The 19697-nt window shown below is 63.7% G+C and carries 18 protein-coding genes; 13 read left to right on the top strand and 5 right to left on the bottom strand.

Translation table 11 applies throughout. The features are described 5' to 3' along the window. Window positions 1-56: 56 nt before the first annotated feature. From NTD82_RS10090 to NTD82_RS10070, 5 genes are all read left to right on the top strand, one after another. Window positions 57-1652, top strand: a complete 1596-nt coding sequence (locus NTD82_RS10090) for an ABC transporter substrate-binding protein (RefSeq protein ID WP_262128663.1) — start codon at window positions 57-59, stop codon at window positions 1650-1652. 73 nt (window positions 1653-1725) lie between these two features. Then, window positions 1726-2736, top strand: coding sequence for an ABC transporter permease subunit (locus tag NTD82_RS10085; RefSeq protein WP_095159575.1), 1011 nt, complete (start codon window positions 1726-1728; stop codon window positions 2734-2736). 10 nt (window positions 2737-2746) lie between these two features. Continuing rightward, complete coding sequence (locus NTD82_RS10080; RefSeq protein WP_110968075.1) at window positions 2747-3673, top strand: ABC transporter permease subunit; 927 nt, start codon at window positions 2747-2749, stop codon at window positions 3671-3673. A gap of 10 nt (window positions 3674-3683) precedes the next feature. Continuing rightward, window positions 3684-4652 (top strand): ABC transporter ATP-binding protein, encoded by a 969-nt coding sequence (locus tag NTD82_RS10075; RefSeq protein WP_095159573.1) that lies wholly within the window; start codon window positions 3684-3686, stop codon window positions 4650-4652. Continuing rightward, complete coding sequence (locus NTD82_RS10070) at window positions 4652-5623, top strand: peptide ABC transporter ATP-binding protein (protein ID WP_262128662.1); 972 nt, start codon at window positions 4652-4654, stop codon at window positions 5621-5623. Before NTD82_RS10075 ends, NTD82_RS10070 begins: the two co-directional genes overlap by 1 nt. Window positions 5624-5829: 206 nt before the next feature. Here NTD82_RS10070 and NTD82_RS10065 read toward each other — a convergent pair whose 3' ends face one another. After that, on the bottom strand, window positions 5830-6726 hold the full coding sequence (locus tag NTD82_RS10065; protein ID WP_095159571.1) for a hypothetical protein: 897 nt from the start codon (window positions 6724-6726) through the stop codon (window positions 5830-5832). 251 nt (window positions 6727-6977) lie between these two features. Between NTD82_RS10065 and NTD82_RS10060 the strand changes: the two genes are divergently transcribed. The 4 genes from NTD82_RS10060 (at window position 6978) to NTD82_RS10045 (ending at window position 10777) form a co-directional block, all read left to right on the top strand. Next, window positions 6978-7784 (top strand): AraC family transcriptional regulator, encoded by an 807-nt coding sequence (locus NTD82_RS10060; protein WP_262128661.1) that lies wholly within the window; start codon window positions 6978-6980, stop codon window positions 7782-7784. Between the two features lie 63 nt (window positions 7785-7847). Beyond that, on the top strand, window positions 7848-9254 hold the full coding sequence (locus NTD82_RS10055; RefSeq protein WP_262128660.1) for an NAD(P)/FAD-dependent oxidoreductase: 1407 nt from the start codon (window positions 7848-7850) through the stop codon (window positions 9252-9254). Window positions 9255-9280: 26 nt separating this feature from the next. Next, on the top strand, window positions 9281-9622 hold the full coding sequence (locus tag NTD82_RS10050; RefSeq protein WP_262128659.1) for a cupin domain-containing protein: 342 nt from the start codon (window positions 9281-9283) through the stop codon (window positions 9620-9622). Window positions 9623-9682: 60 nt separating this feature from the next. Then, window positions 9683-10777: a polyamine ABC transporter substrate-binding protein gene (locus tag NTD82_RS10045; RefSeq protein WP_262128658.1), complete on the top strand. Its 1095-nt coding sequence runs from the start codon at window positions 9683-9685 to the stop codon at window positions 10775-10777. Window positions 10778-10880: 103 nt separating this feature from the next. Here NTD82_RS10045 and NTD82_RS10040 read toward each other — a convergent pair whose 3' ends face one another. The 3 genes from NTD82_RS10040 to NTD82_RS10030 all read right to left on the bottom strand — a co-directional run bounded on the left by NTD82_RS10040 (window position 10881) and on the right by NTD82_RS10030 (window position 13196). Next, a complete protein-coding gene (locus NTD82_RS10040; protein ID WP_095159566.1) occupies window positions 10881-12464 on the bottom strand; it encodes a peptide chain release factor 3 in 1584 nt (527 codons plus the stop codon). Between the two features lie 94 nt (window positions 12465-12558). Then, window positions 12559-12888, bottom strand: coding sequence for a helix-turn-helix domain-containing protein (locus NTD82_RS10035; RefSeq protein ID WP_262128657.1), 330 nt, complete (start codon window positions 12886-12888; stop codon window positions 12559-12561). Next, complete coding sequence (locus NTD82_RS10030) at window positions 12885-13196, bottom strand: type II toxin-antitoxin system RelE/ParE family toxin (protein ID WP_262128656.1); 312 nt, start codon at window positions 13194-13196, stop codon at window positions 12885-12887. The genes NTD82_RS10035 and NTD82_RS10030 overlap by 4 nt, the downstream gene beginning before the upstream one ends. Before the next feature lie 431 nt (window positions 13197-13627). Here NTD82_RS10030 and NTD82_RS10025 point away from each other — a divergent pair, with 431 nt between their 5' ends. Genes NTD82_RS10025 through NTD82_RS10010 form a run of 4 tightly spaced genes read left to right on the top strand, consistent with a single transcriptional unit; the run spans window position 13628 to window position 17064 of the window. Next, window positions 13628-14341 (top strand): ABC transporter permease, encoded by a 714-nt coding sequence (locus tag NTD82_RS10025; RefSeq protein WP_262128655.1) that lies wholly within the window; start codon window positions 13628-13630, stop codon window positions 14339-14341. Window positions 14342-14354: 13 nt separating this feature from the next. After that, window positions 14355-15263 (top strand): glycine betaine ABC transporter substrate-binding protein, encoded by a 909-nt coding sequence (locus NTD82_RS10020; protein WP_262128654.1) that lies wholly within the window; start codon window positions 14355-14357, stop codon window positions 15261-15263. After that, entirely contained in the window at window positions 15260-15913 is a 654-nt protein-coding gene (locus NTD82_RS10015) for an ABC transporter permease (protein ID WP_262128653.1), read from the top strand. Before NTD82_RS10020 ends, NTD82_RS10015 begins: the two co-directional genes overlap by 4 nt. Beyond that, window positions 15910-17064, top strand: a complete 1155-nt coding sequence (locus NTD82_RS10010) for a betaine/proline/choline family ABC transporter ATP-binding protein (RefSeq protein WP_095159561.1) — start codon at window positions 15910-15912, stop codon at window positions 17062-17064. Before NTD82_RS10015 ends, NTD82_RS10010 begins: the two co-directional genes overlap by 4 nt. Before the next feature lie 88 nt (window positions 17065-17152). On the opposite strand, the gene NTD82_RS10005 is transcribed toward NTD82_RS10010, so the two are convergent. Beyond that, on the bottom strand, window positions 17153-19600 hold the full coding sequence (locus NTD82_RS10005; RefSeq protein WP_262128652.1) for a TonB-dependent siderophore receptor: 2448 nt from the start codon (window positions 19598-19600) through the stop codon (window positions 17153-17155). Between the last annotated feature and the right edge of the window lie 97 nt (window positions 19601-19697).

Here is a 19697-nt window from a genome sequence, read left to right as displayed (position 1 = left end):
CGCCCCGGCCACGACGTTGGCCGGGGCGCAGACGGGAACCGAGAAAAGGAGCCTGCATGAATCCCTCTCCCCTTCAGGCCGCACTGGCGGCCCTGTTGCTGAGCACCTCGGCAAGCCTCTGCGCCAAGCCGCTGGTGGTCTGCACCGAGGCCAGCCCGGAAGGTTTCGACATGGCCCAGTACACCACCGCAGTCACCGGTGACGCCGTCGCCGAAACCCTGTTCAACCGCCTGGTGGATTTCACGCCCGGCACCACCGATATCCAGCCGGCCCTGGCCGAACGCTGGGACATCAGCGACGACGGCCTGACCTACACCTTCCACCTGCGCCAGGGCGTGAAATTCCACCACACCGACTGGTTCACCCCGACCCGCGCGATGAACGCCGACGACGTGCTCTGGAGCTTCCAGCGCCAGCTCGACCCGAACCACCCGTGGCACGACAAAACCAGCATCGGCTTCCCCTATTTCGAAAGCATGGGTTTTCGCGACCTGCTGAAACGCGTGGAAAAGACCGACGAACACACCGTGGTCTTCACCCTGACCCGCCCGGAAGCGCCGTTTCTTCGCGACCTCGCCATGGCCTTCACCTCCATCTATTCCGCCGAATACGCCGACCAGTTGCTCAAGACCGGCAAGACCGGCGACCTCAACAGCAAGCCGATCGGCACCGGCCCCTTCGTCTTCCAGCGTTACAACAAGGACGCGCAGATCCGCTACAAGGCCCACCCGGACTACTTCCGTGGCGCGCCGCCGAGCGAGACGCTGGTGTTCGCCATCGCCAGTGACAACAACGTGCGCGTGCAGAAACTGCGCGCCAACGAATGCCAGGTCGCGCTCTATCCGAAGCCCGACGACGTGCCCGCGCTCAAGGCCGACCCGATGCTCAAGGTCGCCGAGCTGGAGGCGCTGGTCACCGGCTATATCGCCCTCAACACCGAGCACCGCTACCTGAGCGATGTGCGGGTACGCAACGCGATCAATATCGCCTTCGACCGCCAGACCCACGTCGATCAACTGTTCGGCAAAGGCAACGCGCTGCTGGCGGTCAATCCCTATCCGCCGACGCTGATGGGCTACAACCACGACAACCGCAACCCGCCCCGCGACCTCGACAAAGCCCGGGCCCTGCTCAAGGAAGCCGGGGTTCCGCAAGGCACGGCGCTGACCCTGTTCACCCGCAACGGCGGTGGACCGACCAATCCCAATCCGCGACTGAGCGCGGAAATGCTCCAGGACGACCTGGCAAAGATCGGCCTGAAGGTCGATATCCGGGTCATGGAATGGGCGGAAATGCTGCGCCGGGCAAAGAACGGCGAGCACGACATGGTGTCCACCGGTTGGGCCGGCGACAACGGCGATCCGGACAACTTCCTGACCCCGCTGCTCAGTTGCGAGGCAGCCAGAAATGGCGAGAACTATGCTCGGTGGTGCAACGAGAAATTTCAGGCGCTGATCACCCAGGCCCGCCAGGTGACCGATCCGCGACAGCGCGAGGCGCTCTATAAGCAGGCGCTGGCCGTGTACGATGAGGACCGGCCGTGGATAACCATGGCCCATCCGAAGATGTTCACGGCCATGCGCCGGAACGTCGAGGGCTACATCATCAGCCCCCTGACTAATAACAACTTCGCCACCACCTTGGTGAAGTAGAAAAATAATGCTGCCCACAGCCCCACCACGGCAAAGGCAGCCCGCCTGACCGGCTGACGAGGAACACCAGAAGATGTTTAGTTTCATTGCCCGGCGTCTGGGACTGCTGATCCCGACATTTTTCGGCATCACGCTACTGACTTTCGCGCTCATACGACTCATCCCGGGTGACCCGGTGGAAGTGATGATGGGCGAGCGCCGGGTCGACCCGCAAATGCACGCCCAGGCCATGGAGCGGCTGGGCCTGAACAAGCCGTTGCCGGAGCAATACCTGGATTACGTCGGCAAGCTGGCCCAGGGCGATCTGGGCGAATCGCTGCGCACCCGCGAGAGCGTCTGGCACGAGTTTCTCGCCCTGTTCCCCGCCACCCTCGAACTGGCCCTGGCCGCGTTGCTGTTCGCCGGCACCCTCGGCGTACTGGCCGGTGTCATCGCCGCGCTCAAGCGGGGTTCGATCTTCGACCACGGAGTGATGGGGCTATCGCTCACTGGTTATTCGATGCCGATCTTCTGGTGGGGCCTGATCCTCATCATGTTCTTCTCGGTCAACCTCGGCTGGACGCCGGTGTCCGGGCGCATCGACCTGCTTTACGACATCGAACCGAAGACCGGCTTCATGCTGATCGACACCCTGCTCAGCGAGGAAGAAGGCGCATTCAAGGACGCCCTGATGCACCTGATCCTGCCGGCCATCGTGCTGGGCACCATCCCGCTGGCGGTGATCGCGCGGATGACCCGCTCCTCGATGCTCGAAGTGCTGCGCGAAGACTACATTCGCACCGCCCGGGCCAAGGGCCTGTCGCCGGCGCGGGTGGTGTTCGTCCACGGCCTGCGCAACGCGCTGATCCCGGTGCTGACGGTGTTCGGCCTGCAGGTCGGCACGCTGCTGGCCGGCGCGGTCCTTACCGAAACCATCTTTTCCTGGCCGGGCATCGGCAAATGGCTGATCGAAGCCATCGGCGCCCGCGACTACCCCGTGGTGCAGAACGGCATCCTGTTGATCGCCTGCCTGGTCATCCTGGTCAACTTCGTCGTCGACATCCTCTACGGCCTGGTCAATCCACGCATCCGTCACCAGCGCTGAGGCCCTCATCATGAATACTCCCGCGCCAACCCCCGTCAACGCCTCCAGCCCCATCGACCAGAGCCTGCTCTATCCGTCGCCGTACAAAGAGTTCTGGCACGCCTTCTCGCGCAACAAGGGCGCAGTGGCCGGCCTGCTGTTCATGTGCCTGATCGTCTTCTGTGCGTTGTTCGCGCCCTGGGTCGCGCCGCACAACCCCAGCGAGCAGTACCGCGAATTCCTGCTGACCCCGCCGGTGTGGCTCGAAGGCGGCAACTGGCAGTTCATCCTCGGCACCGACGAACTCGGCCGCGACCTGCTGTCGCGACTGATCCAGGGCTCGCGGCTGTCGCTGCTGATCGGCCTGTCGTCGGTGGTCATTTCGTTGATCCCGGGGATCATCCTCGGCCTGCTCGCGGGCTTCTTTCCAAAGGCCCTCGGCGCCTCGATCATGCGCCTGATGGACGTGATGCTGGCCCTGCCGTCACTGCTGCTGGCGGTGGCGATCGTCGCCATCCTCGGCCCTGGCCTGGTCAACACGGTGATCGCCATCGCCATCGTCTCGCTGCCGTCCTATGTGCGCCTGACCCGCGCCGCGGTGATGGGCGAACTGAACCGCGACTACGTCACCGCCGCGCGCCTGGCCGGCGCCAGCCTGCCACGCCTGATGTTCATCACCGTGCTGCCCAACTGCATGGCGCCGCTGATCGTGCAGGCCACCCTGAGTTTTTCCTCGGCGATCCTCGATGCCGCCGCCCTCGGTTTCCTCGGCCTCGGCGTGCAACCCCCGACCCCCGAGTGGGGCACGATGCTGGCCTCGGCCCGCGACTACATCGAACGCGCCTGGTGGGTGGTGAGCCTGCCGGGACTGACCATTTTGCTCAGCGTGCTGGCAATCAACCTGATGGGCGACGGACTGCGCGATGCGCTGGACCCGAAACTCAAGAATGCCGCCTGAGGAGAAGCCCATGTCACTTCTGCAAATCCGCAATCTCAACGTGCGCTTCGGTGACGCCGGCGCCGTGCCGGTGGTCGACGGCCTTGACCTGAGCGTGGCCAAGGGCGAAGTCCTGGCCATCGTCGGCGAGTCCGGCTCGGGCAAGTCGGTGACCATGATGGCGCTGATGGGCCTGATCGACGCCCCCGGGCGGATCAGCGCCGACGCCCTCACCTTCGACGGCCACGACATGCTCAAGATCAATGGCCGGCAACGGCGCAAGGTGGTGGGCAAGGACATGGCGATGGTCTTCCAGGACCCGATGACCGCCCTCAACCCCAGCTACACCGTGGGTTTCCAGATCGAGGAAGTGCTGCGCCAGCACCTCGGCCTGCGCGGCAAGGCGGCGCGCCAGCGGGCGCTGGAGTTGCTGAAGAAAGTCGAGATCCCGGCCCCGGAAAGCCGTCTCGATGCTTATCCGCACCAACTCTCCGGCGGCATGAGCCAACGGGTGGCGATCGCCATGGCGATTGCCGGCGAACCCAAGCTGCTGATCGCCGACGAACCCACCACCGCCCTCGACGTGACCATCCAGGCGCAGATCATGGAACTGCTGCTGAACCTGCAGAAAGAGCAGGACATGGCGCTGATCCTGATCACCCACGACCTCGCCGTCGTCGCCGAAACCGCCCGCCGGGTCTGCGTGATGTACGCCGGGCAAGCGGTGGAAATCGGCCAGGTGCCGGAGCTGTTCGAAGTGCCCGCCCACCCTTACAGCGAAGCACTGCTCAAGGCGATTCCCGAACACAGCCTCGGCGCCGAGCGCCTGGCCACCCTGCCCGGCATCGTCCCCGGCCGGTATGACCGGCCCAGTGGTTGCCTGCTGTCGCCGCGCTGTCCGTATGTGCGCGACAACTGCCGCCAGCAACGCCCCGACCTCGATCCCCAGGCCCACAGCCTGGCCCGCTGCTTCTACCCACTGAACCAGGAGGTAGCGTGATGAGCGAAGTCGTCCTCACCGCCCGTGACCTCACCCGTCACTACGAAGTCTCGCGCGGCCTGTTCAAGGGCTACGCCACGGTCCGTGCGCTGAATGGCGTGTCGTTCGAACTGGAAGCCGGCAAGACCCTGGCCGTGGTCGGCGAGTCCGGCTGCGGCAAATCCACCCTGGCCCGCGCCCTGACGCTGATCGAAGAGCCGTCTTCCGGCTCGCTGAAGATCGCCGGCCAGGAAGTCACCGGCGCCGGCAAGCGCGAGCGCAAGCAGTTGCGGCGCGACGTGCAGATGGTGTTCCAGAGCCCCTATGCCTCGCTCAACCCGCGGCAGAAAATCGGCGACCAATTGGCCGAGCCGCTATTGATCAACACCACGCTGTCGCGCACCGAACGGCGCGAGAAAGTGCAGGCGATGATGCAGCAGGTGGGCCTGCGCCCCGAGCATTACCAGCGTTACCCGCACATGTTCTCCGGCGGCCAGCGCCAGCGCATCGCCTTGGCGCGGGCGATGATGTTGCAACCGAAAGTGCTGGTGGCGGACGAACCGACCTCGGCGCTGGACGTATCGATCCAGGCCCAGGTGCTGAACCTGTTCATGGACCTGCAAAAGGAATTCAACACCGCCTACGTGTTCATCTCGCACAACCTCGCGGTGGTGCGGCACGTGGCCGATCAGGTGCTGGTGATGTACCTCGGCCGGCCGGCGGAAATGGGACCGAAGGCGGATATCTACGAGAAGCCGCTGCATCCCTATACCCAGGCCTTGTTGTCGGCGACGCCGACGATTCATCCGGACCCGTTGAAGCCGAAGATCAAGATTGCCGGTGAGTTGCCCAACCCGCTGAATCCGCCGGATGGCTGTGCGTTCCATAAGCGTTGCCCGTATGCCACCGAGCGATGTGGGCGGGAAGTGCCGGCGTTCCGTCAGGTGGGGACGCGGCAGGTGGCGTGTCATTACGCGGAGCAGTTTCTTTAAAGCCCAATCGCGAGCAAGCTCGCTCCTACAGGATTCGTTCGGCGTCATCCTGACGCTAAACCTACCTGTAGGAGCGAGCTTGCTCGCGAAGCACTCTCAAATAATCAGTGCATGAACAGCGCAATCAGAATGATCACCGGAATCGGCACACCCAACATCCACAGCAGTAATGAACGCATGATTGTTCTCCTTCTAGTTCATTTCAATTAACGAATCGGGGCAGCAGGGTTGTGCGCTACATGCCGATCGGCATAGCCCACGGTGTCACTTTCGAGCCAGCGCGCCTGATCACGCTGACGACCGCCGAACAGTGCCGCGAAGCTGGCGAAGAACGCGCCACACAGCAGGGCAACAAAGGTCCACAGCGCCGTCCATGCAGCCACCTTGGCCGCAGTGTCAGCCGCCTGCTTGGCCTCGACTTTCGCCTGTTGCACCTGACCGACCACCTGGTCCACCCGTGCCTCGGCTTCCGCCTGGGTCAGGCGAGTGCGTTGCGCCACCAGTTGTGCCAGGTAGGCATGGTCTTCCGGCGCCAGGGCGCGGTCTTGGGTCACGGTGCGGGCCAGAATGCGCGCAGCCACGCCATTGGCGGCATCGTCACTCACCGGTGCCGGGCCTTCGCCACGGAACAGGCTGTCAACGAAGTAGCCCATCGACGCATCGCTGTTGGCTGCCGCGACGGCACCCGCCTGAACACCGGCACCGGCCATGCTGCCGACCGTGCCGACGACCAGCACGGCCGCTACCAGCGTGGCGACTGCCCACGACAGGAAGCCATGCGCGGTGTCGCGGAAGTACACCTCATCGCCATGCAGGTTGGCCCATTTCACCCGCAGCCGACCGGCGAGGTAGCCACCCAGGCCGGACGCGAGGATCTGGGTCAACAGCAACCAGATGATGGTCGAAATCCCCAGCGCCTTGGCACTGGCCCCTTCGCTGGCCCAGGGCGAGGTCGCGGCGAAGCCGAGCCCGGCGCCCAAGACCACCAGAATCAGTGACAAGGCCGCCGCCGCCGCAGCGCCAGCGAATATGGCCGCCCAGGACACACCCGAGCGATTCGGGCCTGCATCGAGCGTGGGTGAGTAATCGTTAGTCGTGATCATGTGCGCCTCTCCGGTGAGCGAAATGTCCCTACGCTCAACAACGGTGCACCCGGCATGCCAAATGTTTCAAATGATGAACCCCAATGAATCCGGGGGTTTGCCGGCAGGTGGGCGTCTTAGGACCGTGCAAAATGCCGGATTGGCGAAGCGGTGGTGGGTTTTATGCAAGATGTTTCCGTTTCACCGCCACGGATCGACCATGAGTCCCCGGGACTTGCACAACACTCAGCCCCCTCGGCACTATTTCCGCCATGACCCAGACCCTCCCCGACGGCCCCGCCCAAACCCCGCTCACCGCCGACACCGTGCTGCGCTATCACCTGTGCTGGAAGCACCGTGACCTGGACGGGGTAATGGCGCTGTACCACCCGGACGTCGAGTACCACGACTTCTTCCAGAACCGCGTGCTCGGCTACCGTGAGCTGCGCGACTACGTGCGCGCCTGCCTGCCCCATGAGGCCGGCGAAGACATCGTTCACAGCGATCGCATCCGCGTCGATGGCTGCACCGCCTTCATCCAGTACCAGGTGACGGTGCAGGGCGGCGAGGGCCTGGTCGCGTTCCAGTCCAGCGAAGCCATCACCGTCAGGGACGGGCTGATCTGGCGGGTCAACGAGTACGCCACCCTGGTGCGCCGGGACGCCACACGCGCCAGCCGCGCCGGCCCGCGCCCCGCCACCAGTCGCCTGGGCCTGTCGCCACGGCAGTTGAGCACCATGGCCCAGGACCTCGAACACTACTTCCAGCGCCAGCGCCCCTATCTCGATCCTGAACTGGACCTGCAACGCGTCGCCAAAGAGAGCGGCTACAGCCGCAACCAGATTTCCTACCTGCTCAACCAGGTCCTCGGCCAGAGCTTCTACCGCTACGTCAACCAGGCCCGCCTGCACCATCTGCTGGCCGGCCTGGGCGAAGCCAGCGCCAGCGCGCCCGTCGACGAACTGGCTTTCGATGCCGGCTTCAATTCGCTGTCGGCGTTTTACAAGTGCTTTCGCGAGCACACCGGGCTGTCGCCCAAGGCCTATGTGAAGCAGATTTCCCTGCGTGCACGCACGTAAGACAGCACGTCCCGCCCGCCACTAGGATCGGCCCCACACCCTGATGATGTGGAGCGGAACCCGATGCAACCCTGGCGCACGATCAGCCTCTGGATGGACCAGCTCGAAGAGCCGCTCTGCGCGCGCCCGGCCCTGCGCCAGGACCTCGACCTCGACGTCTGCATCATCGGCGCTGGCTACACCGGCCTGTGGACCGCCTACTACCTCAAGCAGCAAGCCCCGCACCTGAACATCGCCATCATCGAAGCCAATATCGCCGGCTTCGGCGCCTCCGGGCGCAACGGTGGCTGGCTGATGGGCAACCTGCTCGGCGAAGATCGCCTGCTCGCCACCCTCTCGCCGCAACAACGGCGCGACAGCATCGACCTGCTCCACGGCATCCCCGATGAAGTGCACAGCGTGTTGCAGCGCGAAGCCATCGATTGCGACTACCGCAAAGGCGGCGTCCTCTACTGCGCCGCCCGCTACCCGGAACAGGAACGCAGCCTGCGGGCCTGGCTCGACGACCTGTACCGCCAGGGCATGCGCGAAGACGACTACCGCTGGCTGCGCCCCGAAGAACTGGAAGGGCAACTGCGGGTCAGCAACGCCTACGGCGCGATCTTCAGCCCGCACACCGCCACCATTCAGCCGGCGAAACTCGTTCGCGGCCTGGCCCGCGCCGTCGAAAACCTCGGCGTGACGATCTACGAAAACACCCCGGCCATCGACTGGAACCCCGGCCAGGTACGCACGCCACTGGCGTCGATCCGCTGCCAGTGGGCGGTGCCGGCGGTGGAAGGCTACGCGGCCAGCCTGCCGCCGCTGGGCAAGCATCAACTGCCAGTGCAAAGCCTGCTGGTGGCGACCGAGCCGCTGCCCGAATCCGCCTGGGAACAGATCGGCCTTGCCCAAGGCCAGGCGTTCAGCGAAAGCAGCCGCCAGGTCACCTACGGCCAGCGCACCCGCGATGACCGCCTGGTGTTCGGCGCCCGCGGCGGCTACCGCTTCGGCGGTCGCCTGCGTGAAGACTTCAGCCTGACCCACAACGAAATCGAACTGCGCCGCTACTTGTTCGGCGAGCTGTTCCCGCACCTGAAGAACACGCGCATCACCCATTCCTGGGGCGGCAACCTGGGCATGGCGCGGCGCTTCCGCCCGCACATGCTCTGCGACCGCCAGCGCGGCATCGCCCTGGCCGGCGGCTACGGCGGCGAAGGGGTGGGCGCCACCAACCTCGGTGGGCGCACCCTCGCCGCGCTGATCCTCGACCAGCACAACGCACTCACCGCGCAGCCGTGGGTCCACGACAACCGTCCGCTGTCGAGCCTCGCCAGTTGGCCGCCGGAACCCTGCCGCTGGCTGGGCTACAACGCGATCATCCAGAGTTTCGTGTTCGAGGACCGCACCCTCGCCAGCCCCGCCAGCCCGCCCTGGCGCCGGCGCCTGGCCGGTGGTCTGGCCGATCTCATGCAAGGCTTCATGCACTGACTTTTCACCACAGAGGTTCACCGGTCATGAGCATCACCCAGTTCAAACACACCGAGACTGTCCCGCTGGACAGTTCCAACCCGGTCGCCGTGCCCCTCGGCGAGCCCGTCGCGGTGACCTCGGTCACCTGCGTCGAACGCAGCGACGGCGTCGAAACCGGCATCTGGGAATGCACGCCGGGGCGCTGGCGGCGGCAGATCGTGCAACAGGAGTTCTGCCACTTCGTCAAAGGCCGCTGCACCTTCACCCCCGACGGTGGCGAGCCGCTGTCCATAGAAGCCGGAGACGCACTGATGCTACCGGCCAACAGCACCGGCATCTGGGATATCCAGGAGACCGTGCGCAAAACCTACGTACTGATTTTTTGATCTTTTGATCCGCTGATCGCCTGCCTTCGATAACAACAGACAACGCAAGGTAACCCGGACATGCGCACCCTTCTTCTCGCACCTCTTCTTCTCGCACCCCTGATGCTGACCGCCGGCGTGGCCAACGCCGCCGACTCGGTGAAGATCTACAACTGGTCCAGCTACATCGCGCCCGACACGTTGAAGAACTTCCAGCAGGCCAGCGGCATCGTGCCCACCTACGACGTCTTCGACAGCAACGAAACCCTCGACGGCAAACTGATGACCGGCAACTCCGGTTACGACGTGGTCTTCCCGTCCAACCACTTCATGGCCCGGCAGATCCAGGGCAAGGCCCTGAAGAAACTGGACAAGAGCCAGTTGCCCAACTGGCAGAACCTCAACCCAGTGCTGATGAAGGCGCTGGAGGTGAACGACCCCGGCAACCAGTACGGCTTCCCTTACCTCTGGGGCAGCACCGGCATCGGCTACAACATCGACAAGGTCAAGGCGGTGCTCGGCGACAACGCGCCGGTGGATTCCTGGGACCTGATCTTCAAGCCCGAGTACATCAGCAAGCTGAAAAGCTGCGGCGTCGCGGTGCTGGATAACGGCCCCGAACTGCTGCCGATCGCCCTGCACTACCTCGGCCTGCCGCACCACAGCCAGGACCCGGCGGACTACGAGAAAGCCAAGGCGTTGCTGATGAAGGTGCGGCCGTACATCAGCTACTTCCACTCATCGAAGTACACCGGCGACCTGGCCAATGGCGACGTGTGCGTAGTGGTGGGCTTCTCCGGCGACGTCCTGCAAGCGAAGAACCGTGCGCTGGAAGCGAAGAATGGCGTGAAGGTGGGTTACTCGATTCCGAAGGAAGGGGCGCCGATGTGGTTCGACATGGTTGCCATGCCGGCGGACGCGCCTGACGAAAAAGCCGGTTACGCCTACATGAACTACCTGCTGCAGCCGGACGTGATGGCCAACATCAGCAACTTCGTGCAGTACGCCAACGGCAACCTCAAGGCGGACGGATTGGTAGACCCGCAGCTCAAGGCCAACAACATGATTTATCCGAGCGAAGACATGATGGGCAAGCTGTATGCCCTGGAGGCGATGCCGGCGAAGATCGACCGGATCAGGACGCGGATCTGGACTGGCATAAAGGCAGGTAACTGACCTTCGGCCAGGTGCAAGCTACAAGCTGCAAGCCTCAAGAAAAAGCGGGCCAGTGCATGGACCGCTTCTTCTTGTAGCTTGCAGCTTCAAGCTTGCCGCTGCATCAATGGTGCTCGCGGGTCGCGCGGAATTTCACGTCCGGCCAGCGCTCTTCCATCAGCGCCAGGTTGACCCGGGTCGGCGCCAGGTAGGTCAGGTGACCGCCGCCGTCCACCGCCAGGTTTTCCACGGCCTTGACCTTGAATTCTTCGAGCTTCTTCTTGTCATCGCAGGCGATCCAGCGAGCCGACCAGACGGTGATCGGCTCGTAAGCGCATTCGACCTTGTATTCCTCTTTCAGGCGGCTGGCGACCACATCGAACTGCAGCACACCCACGGCGCCGAGGATGATGTCGTTGCTGCGCTCCGGGAAGAACACCTGGGTCGCGCCCTCTTCGGCCAACTGTTGCAGGCCCTGACGCAGTTGCTTGGATTTCAGCGGGTCCTTCAAGCGCACGCGGCGGAACAGTTCCGGGGCGAAGTGCGGGATACCGGTGAAGCCCAGGCTCTCGCCTTCGGTGAAGGTGTCGCCGATCTGGATGGTGCCGTGGTTGTGCAAACCGATGATGTCGCCCGCGAAGGCTTCTTCCAGTTGCTCACGCTCGGAGGAGAAGAAGGTCAGCGCATCGCCGATGCGCACGTCCTTGCCGGTGCGCACGTGGCGCATCTTCATGCCCTTCTCGTACTTGCCCGAGCAGATACGCATGAAGGCGATACGGTCGCGGTGTTTCGGGTCCATGTTCGCCTGGATCTTGAACACGAAACCGGAGAACTTCTCTTCCACCGGCTCCACGGTGCGTTCGTGGGCAACCCGGGCCAGCGGGCGCGGCGCCCAGTCGACGACGGCGTCGAGCACGTGGTCGACACCGAAGTTGCCCAGCGCGGTACCGAAGAACACCGGGGTCAGTTGGCCGTTGATGAACTCGTCCTGGTTGAACTCGTGGCAGGCGCCCTGCACCAGTTCCAGTTGCTCGATGAAGCGATCGTACTCGTCGCCCAGGTGTGCGCGTGCTTCGTCGGAATCGAGCTTCTCGATGATCTTCACCTCGGTACGCTCGTGGCCGTGGCCCGGGGTGTAAACGATGATGTAGTCATCGGCGAGGTGATAGACGCCTTTGAAATCCTTGTAGCAACCGATCGGCCAGGTGATCGGCGCGGCCTTGATCTTCAGGACCGCCTCGATCTCGTCGAGCAGCTCGATCGGGTCGCGGATATCGCGGTCGAGTTTGTTGATGAAGCTGACGATCGGCGTATCGCGCAGGCGGCAGACATCCATCAGGGCGATGGTCCGCGGCTCGACGCCTTTACCGCCGTCGAGCACCATCAGCGCCGAATCCACGGCGGTCAGGGTGCGGTAGGTATCTTCCGAGAAGTCTTCGTGGCCCGGGGTGTCGAGCAGGTTGATCATGTGCTCGCGATAGGGGAACTGCATCACCGACGTGGTGATGGAGATACCACGCTGCTTCTCCATTTCCATCCAGTCGGAAGTGGCATGGCGGTCGGACTTGCGCGACTTCACCGTACCGGCGACGGCGATCGCCTTGCCCATCAGCAGGAGCTTCTCGGTGATGGTGGTCTTACCGGCGTCGGGGTGGGAAATGATTGCGAAAGTGCGGCGCTTCGCGACTTCGGCGGCCTGGTTGGTCATGGGAAATCGCCTGACTGGGGATTGAAAAAAGGGGCGGTATCATACCTGAAGTCGGGCGGGGACCAAAATCTGGTCCCCTGATAGAGTGCAGCGTCTATTCGGCGTTCGGCGGGCTATCACTGAAACCCTGCAGTTTTACCGGGCCACGGCCGGGCATGCAGGCAACCAGCTCCAGCGTTCCTCCCAATGCCTCGACATAACCGCGCAAGGTCGAAATCAGCATGTCACTGCGTTTCTCAACCTTGGACACATTGGCCTGTCCCATCGCCATTCGCTCGGCAAGGCTTTCCTGCGTCACTTCCAACTGTCGGCGCAACGCCTGCAGGGTCAGCTCTTCGCGGACCAGTTCACGGGTTTTTTCCTCCACCCAGGCCCTGCGCTCAGGAGAAAAACTGTCCATCAAATCATCGAGCGTCATTGTCATTTCCCGGCACCTCCTGCCAGATACCTGTCGAATCGCTCATCCGCGCAAGCGATCAAGCGCTTATAAAACCGTTGCTGATCGACACCCGCCTTGTCTCCGGCGATCAAAACTACCGCGCAGCGAGAGGGATCAAATGCAAACACCACGCGCCAAACGCATCCGTTGGCAGAAAACCTCAGCTCTTTCAGGTTCTGATGGCGAGAACCTTTCAAGGTGTCCACCCTGGGACGGCCCAACAAGGGGCCAATCTCTCTCAGCAGTCCCAAATGCAGCGCTAACTGCTCTTTGAATAGCTGATCGAACTGCATGACCTCCCCAGCGAACTCCGAACAGAAATTGATCGACCACGGCATAAAATACCTTCAACGGAATATTCCCTCAAGCGACTATTCGCAAGAAGTACGAAGGTAATGCTGCCTCTCGCGACTAACGGCCCAACAGCAGGTAATTCAACGCCTCAACGCCTGAATCACGCTGCTTTCTCGTGCGAAATTTCGCACACCTCAGGGATCAACACTGGCCAAATGCCGCCTCAGATGGGAACCTTTAAAGCAATGGAGGCGTCCATTCCCCTGCAATGACCGTTGGTCGGGGTGGGTTTCACCGGCAACACAAGCCTGACGGGGCTTCGCTCATGGCGCGCATTTTTGCCCGCCGCTTTTCGCGCACAGACTGCCCGTCGCCTGGAATGGCGACATACGACGGCGTCTGCGCGCCGACTATAAAAAGGAGTCCGCCTATGGCTGTACGCTATGGCAAGGGGCTGATGGGATGGGCCGCCGCGCTCGTCATCCTGGCCCTGCTGATCCACTGGATCGGCATCGATACGATCGCGCACTACCGCGCCGATCTCTGGTTCTACCTGCAGGCGCACCTGATGCTGGTGTTGCTGTCGATGGTGGCGGCGCTGGCCGTGGGTATCCCCGCCGGCATTGCGCTGAGTCGACCACACCGGGTCGACCGCGCCGAACGCTTCATGCAGATCTTCAACATTGGCAACACCGTTCCGCCCCTCGCCGTTCTCGCCATTGCCCTGAGTATCCTCGGCATCGGCGCCGGCCCCGCGATCTTCGCGCTGTTTCTCGCCTCGTTGCTGCCCATCGTGCGCAACACCTACGAAGGCCTGAAAAACGTTCCCGCCTCGCTCAAGGAAGCCGCCACCGGCATCGGCATGACCCCGCGTCAGTCGCTGTGGAAGGTCGAGCTGCCGAATGCCGTGCCGATCATCATCGGCGGTGTGCGGGTGGCCCTGGCGATCAACGTCGGCACCGCACCGCTGTCGTTCCTGATCGGCGCCAACAGCCTGGGCAGCCTGATCTTCCCCGGCATCGCCCTGAACAATCAGCCGCAATTGCTACTCGGCGCGGCCTGTACCGCGGCCCTGGCATTGCTGCTCGACGCGCTGGTCAGCCAGTGCAGCCGCCGCTGGCTGGAACGCGGCCTGACTCACTGACCGAGGGACCCCGATGAAAAGAATCGCCTTGCTGCTGGGCGCGGTCCTGCTGTTCGCAGGATTTGCCCAGGCCGCCGAAAAACCCCTGATCCGCATCGGCGCGCGGGTCTTCACCGAGCAGACCGTGCTCGCCGAACTCACCGCCCGCTACCTGCGCCAGCACGGTTTCGACGTGCGCATCACCGGCGGGCTGGGCAGCAACCTGGCGCGCAGCGCCCAGGAAAGCGGCCAACTGGACATGGTCTGGGAATACACCGGCGTGTCGCTGGTGTCCTACAACCACATCGACGAGCGCATGCCGAACGCCGAAGCCACCTACGCCCGGGTCAAGGAGCTGGACGCGAAGAAGGGCCTGGTCTGGCTCGCGCCGTCACGCTTCAGCAACACCTACGCCCTGGCCCTGCCGCGCAACATTACCGAGCAGTACCCGCAGGTGAACAGCATCAGCCAGTTGAACCAGGTGCTGCGCGATGAGCCGAAGCAGACCCACGTGCTGGCGCTCGACACCGAGTTCGCCAACCGTCCCGACGGCCTCACCGGCCTGACCGAAACCTACGACCTGCAATTCACCCGCAAGGACATCCGCCAGATGGATGCCGGCCTGGTCTACACCGCGCTGCGCAATGGCCAGGTGTTCACTGGCCTGGTCTACACCACCGACGGTCGCCTGAGCGCCTTTGACCTCAAGCTGCTGGAAGACGACCGCCACTACTTCCCCGACTACACCGCCGCGCCCGTGGTGCGCAAAGAACTGCTCGACGCCCACCCGCAACTGGCCGAGCTGCTCAAGCCGCTAGCGGAACAACTGGACGACGAGACCATGCGCCAGCTCAACGCCAAGGTCGATGTCGAGCACCAGAGCCCGGGCAAGGTCGCTGACGAGTTCCTCAGCCAGCATCCACTGCAAGGAGGTGCGCAATGAGCCTGCTGGATACCTTCACCCACCTGGACTGGGCGCAAGTGCTGCAACTGACCGGCCAGCACATCACCCTCGTCGGCATCGCCGTCACCCTGGCGATTGTCGTCGGCGTGCCGCTGGGCATTCTGATGACCCGCTTCCCGAGCCTCGCCGGCCCGCTGCAAGCCAGCGCCACGGTGCTGCTGACCGTGCCGTCGATCGCCCTGTTCGGCCTGCTGCTGCCGTTCTACTCCAAGTTCGGCCAGGGCCTTGGCCCGCTGCCGGCGATCACCGCGGTGTTCCTTTATTCACTGCTGCCGATCATGCGCAACACCTACCTGGCCCTGACCAGCGTCGAGCCGGGCATCCGTGAAGCCGCCCGCGGCATCGGCATGACCTTCGGCCAGCGCCTGCGCATGGTCGAACTGCCGATCGCGGTGCCGGTAATCCTCGCCGGCGTGCGTACCGCCGTGGTGATGAACATCGGCGTCATGACCATCGCCGCGACCATCGGCGCAGGTGGCCTTGGCGTACTTATCCTGACCTCCATCAGCCGCAGCGACATGTCGATGCTGCTGGTCGGCGCCGTGCTGGTGAGCCTCCTGGCCATCGCCGCCGACCTGCTGCTGCAAGCCCTGCAACGCTCGCTGACTCCAGAAGGACTGCTCAAATGATCGAACTCCAGAACCTCTCGAAAACCTTCCAAAGCAACGGCAAGGAGGTCAAGGCGGTCGACTCGGTCAGCCTGACCGTCAACGAAGGCGAGATCTGCGTCTTCCTCGGCCCGTCCGGTTGCGGCAAGAGCACCACGCTGAAAATGATCAACCGCCTGATCGAGCCCACCTCGGGCAAGGTGCTGATCAACGGCGAAGACACCACCGGCCTCGACGAAGTGACCCTGCGCCGGCGCATCGGCTACGTGATCCAGCAGATCGGCCTGTTCCCCAACATGACCATCGAGGAAAACATCACCGTGGTGCCGCGCCTGCTCGGCTGGGACAAGCAGAAATGCCACGACCGCGCCCGCGAACTGATGAGCATGATCCGCCTGGAGCCCAAGCAGTATTTGCAGCGCTACCCGCGCGAGCTGTCCGGCGGCCAGCAACAGCGCATCGGCGTGATCCGCGCGCTGGCGGCCGAGGCGCCGCTGCTGCTGATGGACGAGCCGTTCGGCGCGGTCGACCCGATCAACCGCGAGATGATCCAGAACGAATTCTTCGAGATGCAGCGGGCGCTGAACAAGACCGTGATCATGGTCAGCCACGACATCGACGAAGCGATCAAGCTGGGCGACAAGATCGCGATCTTCCGCGCCGGCAAGCTGGTGCAACTGGACCACCCGGACACCCTGCTGGCGCACCCGGCGGACGAGTTCGTCAGCAACTTCGTCGGCCAGGACAGCACCCTCAAGCGCCTGCTGCTGGTGCGCGCCGAAGACGCGGCGGACAACGCACCGTCGGCCAGCCCGGAGATGGTGGTCGCCGATGCGCTGGAACTGATGGATGAGCATGACCGCAAATATGTAGTGGTCACCGACCAGGAAAACCGTGCGCTGGGTTATGTGCGCCGGCGTGACCTGCATCGCCAGCAGGGCACCTGCGCCGACTTCCTGCGCCCGTTCAACGCCACGGCGGCGCATGACGAGCATTTGCGCATCCTGTTGTCGCGGATGTACGAGTTCAACCGGGCATGGCTGCCGGTGCTGGATGCCGATCAGGTGTTTTTGGGGGAAGTGACCCAGGAATCGATTGCGGCGTACCTGAGTTCGGGGCGGTCGCGGGGTGGCAAGACCAGCATTGTGTCGCCGGCTGAAGCGGCGGTTTAACGCTTGAGCGCCTCATCGCTGGCAAGCCCACCGCTACTGTGTGGGAGTTGGCTCGCCAGCGATGAGGCCCTCTAGGACAACCGAAAAATCAGAACCCTACACTGGCCTGCACATAGAACGTGCGCGGCTCACCCAGGTAGATGCCCGAGTTGTTGTCGCTGGACCGGGTGTAGTACTGCTTGTCGAAGATGTTTTTCACCCCCGCCCCCAGTTTCAGGTTCGACAGTTCCTTGCCGAAGTCATACCCACCTCGCGCGCTCCAGGTCACATAACCCGGAATGTTGCCGTACTGGCCATCCGCGCTCGGCTCGGTGATGTAGTTGCCGTTGAAGCTGCCGTCGGCGTTCATCCCGGTGCCCGGTGCGCGCTGTTTCGATTGGGCGAAGGCGTCCAGGTTCCAGGTCCAGCGGTCCACCTGGTAACGAAGCCCGGCATTGACCACCTGACGCGAGTAGAACGGCAGGTCACGGCCCTTGAAGCCGGGAATCTCGCCTTCATAAGTGGCGCGGGTGTAGGTAAACCCGGCATTGGCGCTCAGGCCATCCAGGCGTGGATCGAGCCCCGACAGATCGTAGTGCATCGACGCCTCGATCCCCTGGTGCTTGGTGGCGCCGAGGTTGGTCCAACCGATGTCGTTGCTGATGTATTGCAGCTCGTCGTCGAAATCGATGTAGAACGCCGTCAGTTCGCCGCCCCAGTTGCCATTGTCATAACGGGTGCCGATCTCGTAGGTCTTGGCCTTTTCCGCTTCCAGGCCGTTGGCGGTCTGGTCGCCGTTACCGCCCTGGCCGAGCTGGAAGTACTGCAGGCTGCCGAACGAGGTTTCGTAGTTGGCGAACAGCTTCCAGGCATCGGACAGGTGATACATCACGCTCAGCGCCGGCAACGGTTCGTTGCTGGTCACGCTGCGGCTCTTGGCCTGCACCGGCACGCCGTTGGTGCCGCGCACGGCGCGGTCGTTCCAGTCGGTATTGATGTGCTCGAAGCGCACGCCGGGAGTGATGGTCCAGTTGCCGATATCGATCTTGTCATCGATGTAGTAAGCGCTGGCCTCGGTGCCGCCGGTGCGGTCCTGGAACACGTGGCCGTCGGATGTCGGCGTCACGGTCGGGACGTTGTTGATCAGCGCCAGGCGGCTGGACTGCTCGTGCATCGCTTCCTTCAGGTAGCGATAACCGACGCTGACTTCCTGGGTGGCCGGGCCGCTGAAGAAGATCCGCGAAACCCGTGGCTCGACCGCGAAGGTGCGGTAGCTGCGCGGGTAGGAACTGAGGGTTTTCTGGTCGCGGGCGGCGATGGTGCTGCCGCGGAAGCTGTCGGTGTAGTAGGTCAGCACTTCGAACTGGGTGACGTCGTCGATCTGCCGCAGGTACTTGAGCGAGACGTCTTTGCGCCGGCCGCTGAAGTTGTCGTAGTCGCGGTCGGACTGGTACGGGTCGGCGTCGAACTGGGCCTGGGTCAGGCCACCGGGCATGTCGGCCTTGCCGTCGTAGTAGTGGAAATTCAGCGACAGTTCGTCCTGATCGGTCAGGGCCCAGTGGGTCTTGAGCAGCACGTCGTCGATATCGTTGGCGTTGTTGCTGCTGCGGTAGCCATTGCCGTTGACCCCGGAATACAGCAGCGCCGCGCCCAGGCCGTTGTCGGCGGTGCCGCCGATGAACGCCGACTCGATGTGCTTCCAGCCGCCATGGCGGGAGGTTTCCAGGGTGGTGCCGATTTCGCCGGTGGCCTTCTCGGGAATGGCGCGGGTCACGAAGTTGATCACCCCGCCGACGTTCTGCGGCCCGTAGCGCACGGAACCGGCGCCGCGCACCACGTCGATGCTGTCGAGGTTGCCGGAGGAAATCGGCGCCATCGACAGTTGCGGTTGGCCATAGGGCGCGAACGCCGCCGGAATGCCGTCGATCAGCACCGTGGAGCGTGGCGACAGGCGCGAGGTCAGGCCACGCACGCCGACGTTGAGCGACAGGTCGCTGCCGCCGGTGCCGTTGGAGTCCTGCACTTGTACGCCGGGGATGCCCTTGAGCACGTCACGCACGTTCATCGCGCCCTGCTCGACCATCGCTTCGCGGCGAACCACGGTGCGCGCGCCGGGGTGGTTCTGCACCACGCTTTCCTGCGCATCGCCGAGCCAGTCGCCGACCATGGTGATGTCGGTGGGCGCCAGTTCCAGCTTACCGTTGGCGGCCTGGCTGTCGCCCTGTGCCGGATGCAGCACCACGGTGCCCTGGGAAATCTCGTAGGTCAGCCCGCTGCCCTGCAACAAGGCTTGCAACGCCTGCTCCGGCGACAGGTTGCCGGACACCGCCGGCGCCTGCTTGCCAGCGACCAGCGCGGGGCTGAAGAACAACTGCAGCGACGTCTGCTGGCCCAACTGGTTCAGCGCCGTGGCCAGCGACTGCGCCTGGATCTGAATGCTGGTAGGGGCCGAGTCGGCGTAGCTGTTGCCGATGCCGGCACTGACCGCCAACGCCAGGGCCAGAGGCAACCAGCGCGAACGGCTGGCGGAGCGCGGAGAAAGCTTGTGGTTGTTCACGTCTTCGAGAAGTCCTGAGGGAGGATCGGGATCGACCGCCGTTGCGAATGGAAATGCTTGGCAGTTACAAGTCGGGCAGGAAGACGAACAACTCGGA

Origin of the sequence: Pseudomonas sp. 5P_5.1_Bac1, assembly GCF_025466015.1 — a bacterium.
Classification (GTDB): domain Bacteria; phylum Pseudomonadota; class Gammaproteobacteria; order Pseudomonadales; family Pseudomonadaceae; genus Aquipseudomonas.
This window is presented reverse-complemented; position numbering and strand designations above follow the sequence as displayed.